At 63.2% G+C, this 3,513-nt stretch carries 7 protein-coding genes; 2 read left to right on the top strand and 5 right to left on the bottom strand.

Features of this window, described 5'->3' with window-relative positions:
• The coding region (locus QZ213_RS26130) for an aminopeptidase P family N-terminal domain-containing protein (RefSeq protein ID WP_291688950.1) at positions 1 to 246 on the bottom strand (246 nt) is incomplete at its 3' end.
• Positions 247 to 440: 194 nt separating this feature from the next.
• Between QZ213_RS26130 and QZ213_RS26135 the strand changes: the two genes are divergently transcribed.
• Complete coding sequence (locus QZ213_RS26135; protein ID WP_291688951.1) at positions 441 to 626, top strand: hypothetical protein; 186 nt, start codon at positions 441 to 443, stop codon at positions 624 to 626.
• Positions 627 to 688: 62 nt separating this feature from the next.
• Here the strand turns inward: QZ213_RS26135 and QZ213_RS26140 are convergent, their stop codons facing one another.
• The 3 genes from QZ213_RS26140 to QZ213_RS26150 form a co-directional block, all read right to left on the bottom strand.
• Positions 689 to 1,147 carry a hypothetical protein gene (locus tag QZ213_RS26140; RefSeq protein ID WP_291688952.1) on the bottom strand — a complete coding sequence of 153 codons (459 nt, stop codon included), beginning with the start codon at positions 1,145 to 1,147 and terminating at the stop codon, positions 689 to 691.
• Positions 1,148 to 1,227: 80 nt separating this feature from the next.
• Positions 1,228 to 2,124 (bottom strand): 50S ribosomal protein L11 methyltransferase, encoded by an 897-nt coding sequence (locus QZ213_RS26145; protein ID WP_291688953.1) that lies wholly within the window; start codon positions 2,122 to 2,124, stop codon positions 1,228 to 1,230.
• 116 nt (positions 2,125 to 2,240) lie between these two features.
• Positions 2,241 to 2,477, bottom strand: coding sequence for a hypothetical protein (locus QZ213_RS26150; protein ID WP_291688954.1), 237 nt, complete (start codon positions 2,475 to 2,477; stop codon positions 2,241 to 2,243).
• A 214-nt stretch (positions 2,478 to 2,691) separates the two neighbouring features.
• Here QZ213_RS26150 and QZ213_RS26155 point away from each other — a divergent pair, with 214 nt between their 5' ends.
• Positions 2,692 to 3,039, top strand: a complete 348-nt coding sequence (locus QZ213_RS26155) for a GrlR family regulatory protein (RefSeq protein WP_291688955.1) — start codon at positions 2,692 to 2,694, stop codon at positions 3,037 to 3,039.
• 120 nt (positions 3,040 to 3,159) lie between these two features.
• On the opposite strand, the gene QZ213_RS26160 is transcribed toward QZ213_RS26155, so the two are convergent.
• On the bottom strand, positions 3,160 to 3,513 hold a 354-nt coding region (locus QZ213_RS26160), incomplete at its 5' end, for a cytochrome c (protein ID WP_291688956.1).

Below are 3,513 nucleotides of genomic sequence, written 5' to 3' on the forward strand. Positions count from 1 at the left end.
GTCGACGAACACCGCGGCTGCCTGCGACAGCACGATCGCCTGTCCGGCCGATCCGGTGAACCCGGTGAGCCAGGCCAGCCGCTCCTCCGACGGCGCGACGTATTCGTTTTGCTGCTGATCGGCACGGGGAACCACGAATCCGGTCAAATTCCGCCGCGCCAGCTCTTCGCGAAAGGCGGACAGCCGCGCAGTCAGCGCCACGCCGCTTTCGGGCTCTTCGAACGTCTGGAAAAGGGCTTCGAACATCGCCAGGCTACCTTAAGATTGCGGGGAGAACTGCGCAATGCGTCACAAATCCTTTCCATTTGGCAAAGGCTGTGCTTGAATTGTTGCACCTGCGTTAGACAGGCTGGAACAAATTGCTGTCACCGGCAGTTGATCCAACGATAACAGGAGGAAATCCAGGGGTGTCTCAACTCAATGGCGAGGGGATACACACTATGCCTGCATTCACGTTCGAGAAGATCTCGCCGCCGGTCCGCCGCGGCCCGATTGCTCCGATCGCCAAGAAGCAACGCGGTGTCATCGTTCAAATCCTGGATCGCTTCGTCGAGGCGCGCGTGAAGCGGACGTTGCGCGAGGAAGAGGGCGTCATTGCCCGCCGCCCGCGCAAGCCGGCGAAATAGACCGCATCTGGACAGGCCGAAGTCCATCGTCAACGGCCGATCAATTTCGACTCCGGCGGCGGCTATATTTCATTCAGGTCGGATGCCTTCACCACGGTGGCGTTCACGACCTGAGTGCCTTCGATTTCCCGCACAATTCGTTCATCCGGCTGCACGACGCCGAGATCAAACTCCCGATCGGGAGTGACCAGTGTCATTTTTTGACCTGTCATGACGACCACCGTCACGTCATGGGTTTCACCAGATACGGCCCATTCGCGTATTTCGCCCCGATAGGGCTCCTTGCGCCAGGCATCGGGAAAACCCGGGTCGCACCTGACTTCGATTCCGTCTTCCGATGTCGTCAGGACGAACCTGGATTTGCTCGGCATCCAATGGTGGTCCAGCTGGTCATGGACCAGCCAAAGGCAGCTGAAGGTTTGGCACTCGCCCGGCCGGTCGGGATAAATCAGACAACCGCGCCCCGGCTTGCAATGTGGGCACCAGGTATTCACCGGCTTTGCGAGCTCCTCGATCGCCATCACCTTGCAGCATAGGGTGCGGTGCAGTCACCGCAGGCCTTCCCGGGAGATGGTTCCTCGATCATGGAGGCGGCGGCTCCTCACCCCGCGTTCTGTAACAACAGGCTGCTCCAGCCTTCGATTTGAATGCGCCGTTGCAGCACCAGCCCGCGCGTGCGGTAGGCGGCGATCACGCTCTGGGCCTGATGCGGCAGCAGACCCGACAGAATGACCAGCGCCGACGGCGCCAGATGCCGCGCCATCGGCGTCGCCATCTGCCGCAGCGGATTGGCGAGGATGTTCGCCAGCACCAGATCGAACGGCGCGCGCGGCGCGAATTCCGGCGCGGAGAATCCGCTTGCGCGGACGGTCTCCACCAGATCCCCCGTCCCATTCAGCCGCGCGTTGTCGTGCGCCACCCTGACCGAGAGTGGATCGATATCGCTCGCCAGCACCTTGATATGTAGCGCTTTCGCCACGGCGATGGCCAGCACGCCGGTGCCGGTGCCGAGATCGAGCACGCGCCGCGGGCGATACGCCTTCAGTACGTGATCGAGCAGCAAGAGGCAGCCCCGCGTGGTGCCGTGGTGGCCGGTGCCGAACGCCAGCGCCGCCTCGATCTCGATGCCGAGCTTGTTGGGCGGCACCTTGGCGCGGTCATGCTGGCCATGCACGATGAAGCGCCCGGCGCGGACCGGGACCAGTTCTTCCAGCGTCGCCCTGACCCAGTCCCTGGCTTCCACGATGTCGAAGGCGATGTCCGCGGCGACTTCGCCGCCGGCGGCAAGGCCGACCAACTCGCGGATCGAGACCTGATCCGGCGCCTCGGCAAAATGCACGGTGATGTCCCAGCGCCCGCGGGGCCCTTCGAACGCGGCAATCGCGGCCTGACCCTCGAAAAAGCTCTCGGTCAGCAGATCGACCACGCGCCTGGCGACGTGTTCGTTGCCGATCGCGAAACTCGCGCGGTGGGTAGAGGGGGTGAAGGTGGAGGTCATCGAGGGTCCGCGGGAATGCAAAGCAGCCGGATAAACCTTATCCCCCGCGACATCAATGACCCGGCTCCGGGCCGCGGCGACGCCATCCATTCGGCCGGTTTCCCGCGCATCGATCCTCAGGCGTCGGCCGGGACCCTAAACAGGCTGTCGATCAGGGCCGTCTGAGCGCCGCCGGCCTGCTCCAGGAATTCGGTGACGTCCAGATCGTCGAAGCCGCCATGCCCGGACGCCTGCCATTCATGACGCACCAGCAGACGCCTGGTTTCGGGATCGAAGACGAGCGACCACCAATCCTCATCGGCCGGGCCTGGCCCGCGCGAACTGCGGTAAAATTCATGCTGGATCGCGGTCATGTTGGCTCCCTCCGTGGGGTCGTCACATTATACAGGCGCTGGAGACAGCGAGCGATAGCCTTTCAGGGCTCTCGGATTCGAACGGGCATCAGGCGAGGCCAGACCCACGGATAGTTCACAGCGTTATAGGCAAGATATACGGAGGCTATCCACAGGTCGACGCGCCTCGCCGCAGGCGGTATCGTTCCAGCCCGAGGGGACGGCATCATCAGCCATGAAGAACGGGCTCTATTCCATCCACATGCATATGCTTGACGGCGTGAGGGGCCGTGACAGCGGGATCCTGGTCCTGCGGGACGGCGTTTTGATCGGCGGCGGTCCCTATTTCTGGTCGGTCGGCTCCTACACGGTGGGTGACGGAACCTGGAAGGGGCAGCTCACCACCAACCAGCACACGCCCCTTGCCGACCCCTTCGTTCGCCCGCTGTCCGCTGGGCAGGAGGTCAGCAGCGGATTTTCCGGGACGTTCAGCGACGACCGGGCCGAGGTGTTCGGCACCGCCTTGGTGGGAACCCGCAGCCTCAGCTTTAGAGCGACCCTGAAGAAGCTCGCGGATGACTGAAGCAGCGGTTCTCCACGCCGCCATCAAACGGTTTTCCACAGACTGTCCACAGGGTTGTCACCCGATCTTGCTCGTCATCAAGAGGCGCAAACGGGCGCCGTAACTCAGTGAGCGACGCCGCTATTTCCTGACCGAAAGCGCGTAAAGATAGGCCAGGATCGCGTCGACGTCCTCGTCGGAAAAGTCGATCTGCGGCATCTCCCGGTGCCGGGAAACCATGCCTTCCGTGAGTTCGGCCTGCAGCTCGCGCGGATCAAACTTGGCGTAGACATTGCGCATCGGCGTGGCCGCTTTCAGCGGGCTCCTGCCGGTGGCGCCGACGGCATGGCAGCGGCCGCAGTTTTCCTGCAGCAGGGCCTTGCCCCTGCTCCTGAGCTGGCTGGATGGCGCGGCGTTGGAGATCGTGGACAAACACACAAGCAGTCCGATGATCAGCAGCCGCGCTCGATGGGCAAGCGGTACCATCTGTCCAAG

It is taken from the genome of Bradyrhizobium sp., from assembly GCF_017881085.1.
Classification (GTDB): domain Bacteria; phylum Pseudomonadota; class Alphaproteobacteria; order Rhizobiales; family Xanthobacteraceae; genus Bradyrhizobium.

Coding starts and splice junctions, on each gene's coding strand:
- QZ213_RS26135 (WP_291688951.1), top strand. CDS start 441: ATGCCTGCATTCACGTTCGAGAAGATCTCGCCGCCGGTCCGCCGCGGC.
- QZ213_RS26150 (WP_291688954.1), bottom strand. CDS start 2,477: ATGACCGCGATCCAGCATGAATTTTACCGCAGTTCGCGCGGGCCAGGC.
- QZ213_RS26140 (WP_291688952.1), bottom strand. CDS start 1,147: ATGGCGATCGAGGAGCTCGCAAAGCCGGTGAATACCTGGTGCCCACAT.
- QZ213_RS26145 (WP_291688953.1), bottom strand. CDS start 2,124: ATGACCTCCACCTTCACCCCCTCTACCCACCGCGCGAGTTTCGCGATC.
- QZ213_RS26155 (WP_291688955.1), top strand. CDS start 2,692: ATGAAGAACGGGCTCTATTCCATCCACATGCATATGCTTGACGGCGTG.